Source organism: Actinoplanes sp. NPDC048791, from assembly GCF_040650095.1.
Lineage (GTDB): Bacteria > Actinomycetota > Actinomycetes > Mycobacteriales > Micromonosporaceae > Actinoplanes.
The window spans coordinates 1-2,337 of record NZ_JBEZGQ010001198.1 but is presented as its reverse complement, the minus strand read 5'-3'; the positions used below and the strand labels follow the sequence as shown (position 1 = coordinate 2,337).

Below are 2,337 nucleotides of genomic sequence, written 5' to 3'. Positions count from 1 at the left end.
GGCCCCCGCGTCCTGAGCGGTCAGGGACGGCCGAGCGCCTTGTACTCCCAGCCCGCGGCGCGCCACGCGGCCGGGTCGAGGGCGTGCCGGCCGTCGAAGATGCGCATGCCGGAGACCACCGCGGCCATGGCCTCCGGGGCGATCTCCCGGAACTCGGTCCACTCGGTGAGCAGCACGACCACGTCCGCGCCGCGGGCCACGTCCAGGGCGCTGCTGCCGTACGACAGCTCGGGGTGCACCTTGCGGGCGTTCTCCATCGCCGCCGGGTCGAACACGTGCACGTCCGCGCCCATGCTCGCCAGCGTGCTCGCCACGTCCAGGGCGGGCGCGTCGCGGATGTCGTCGGAGTTCGGCTTGAACGCCGCACCCAGGGCCGCGATCTTCTTGCCGGCCACGTCGCCGCCGCAGAGCTCGACGACCAGGTCGACCGTACGGGCCCGCCGGCGGCCGTTGATGCCGTCGATCTCCCGCAGGAAGCCGACCGCCTGGCCGACGCCGAGCTCCTCGGCCCGGTGCGCGAACGCCCGGATGTCCTTGGGCAGGCAGCCGCCGCCGAAGCCGAGGCCGGGGCGCAGGAACTTGCCGCCGATGCGCTCGTCGTAGGCCAGCGCCTCGGCCAGGTCGTGCACGTCGGCGCCGGTGGCCTCGCAGACCTCCGCCATCGCGTTGATGTAGGAGATCTTGGTGGCCAGGAACGAGTTCGCGGCCACCTTGACCAGCTCGGCGGTCTGCAGGTCGGTGACCTTGACCGGTACGCCCTGGGCCAGCACCGGCGCGAAGGCCGAGCGCAGCTGCTGCTCCGACCAGGCCGAGGTGACGCCGAAGACCATCCGGTCGGGCTGCATGGTGTCGTCGACGGCGAAGCCCTCCCGCAGGAACTCCGGGTTCCAGGCCAGCTCGACCTGGTCGCCGGCCGGCGCGGTGGCGCGCAGCACCTCGGCCAGGCGGGCGGCGGTGCCCACCGGGACCGTCGACTTGCCGACCACCAGGGCACGGCGGTGCAGGTGGGCGGCCAGCGCGGTCACCGAGGCGTCGACGTAGGTCATGTCCGCGGCCTCGGAGCCCTTGCGCTGCGGGGTTCCGACGCAGATGAAGTGGACGTCGCCGAACTCGCCGGCCTCCTGGAAGGAGGTCGTGAAGCGCAGCCGGCCGGTCTCCAGGGCCTTGGTCAGCAGCTCCGGCAGACCGGGCTCGAAGAAGGGCACCTCGCCGGAGTTGAGCCGCTCGACCTTGCTGGCGTCGACGTCGACGCCGATGACGTCGTAACCCATCACGGCCATGCAGATCGCGTGGGTGGCGCCGAGGTACCCGGTGCCGATGACGGTGAGACGGGGACGCGTGGTGGTGGTGTTCATCAGAAGTCTCCTAGCGCGGGGGATGTCAGCTGCAGGCGACGTTGGCGAGGCCCTCGGCCGCGCCGATCGCCTTGTTGTCGCAAGCGACGCGGTTGTCCTCGACGGGGGCGAGGTGAAAGCCGTAACCGGGTCCGTCGACCCGGGCGATGTTGCCGGTGAAGGTGTTGCCGCGGCCCCAGCCGTCGTACACCTGGTGGGTCTGGAAGCCGTCCGCCGGGCTGCGCTGCCCGGTGTTGCCGCTGATGGTCCAGTTGTTGCCCTTGACGTCGACCCACGAGTCGGCGCCGGTGACGGCACTGCCGTCGAAGGTGTTGCCGGTGACGGTGCCGCCGGTGGTGCCCTCCTTGATGTCCACGGCCTCCGCGGTGGTGCCGGAGATGGTGTTGCCGCGGACGACGTTGCGGTCGCTGGTGTCAGGCGCGCCGCCGGTGATGGTTGACCAGTTCGAGTTGGCGGAGCCGATGTAGACGCCCTCGCCGAACTTCTCGCGCCGGTTGCCGGTGTCGCTGATGACGTTGTTCTCGACCACGTTGTCGGAACTGAACTTGCGCAGGTGGATGGCCTCGTCGCCGATCGCGGTGACGGTCAGCCCGCTGATCACGCTGTGGTTGACGCCGTCGCCCATGACGCCCTTCTGGGCGTTGCGGACGGTGAACCCGGCGATCCGCCAGTGGTCGGCGCCGTCGAGGTGCAGGCCGTAGCCCTTCTTGATGCCGCCGCCGTCGATGACCGCGCCCGCGCCGCCGCAGAGGAAGATCGGCCGGTCCGCCGTGCCCTTGGCCGCCGCGGTGAAGGTCCCCGGGTAGACGCCGTCGGCCAGCGCGATGCTGGTGCCGGGTCCGGCCTGCTCCAGCGCGGCCGACAGGCCGGCCGCGTCGGCGACCGTCACCGTGGCCGCCGGGCACGTGAGCGACGTCGTCGTCGCCACGGGCCAGTCCTTCGAGGTCACCGACCTGCCCAACGGCACGTACTGGATCGAGGT

General features: G+C 71.5%; 2 protein-coding genes. Both read right to left on the bottom strand.

Annotated features, from left to right (window positions below; translation table 11 throughout):
* Nucleotides 1-20: 20 nt before the first annotated feature.
* A complete protein-coding gene (locus AB0C29_RS44260; protein WP_360833787.1) occupies nt 21-1,355 on the bottom strand; it encodes a UDP-glucose/GDP-mannose dehydrogenase family protein in 1,335 nt (444 codons plus the stop codon).
* Nucleotides 1,356-1,380: 25 nt separating this feature from the next.
* Nucleotides 1,381-2,244, bottom strand: coding sequence for a NosD domain-containing protein (locus AB0C29_RS44255; protein WP_360833785.1), 864 nt, complete (start codon nt 2,242-2,244; stop codon nt 1,381-1,383).
* Nucleotides 2,245-2,337: the final 93 nt, after the last annotated feature.

Coding starts and splice junctions, on each gene's coding strand:
- AB0C29_RS44260 (WP_360833787.1), bottom strand. CDS start 1,355: ATGAACACCACCACCACGCGTCCCCGTCTCACCGTCATCGGCACCGGG.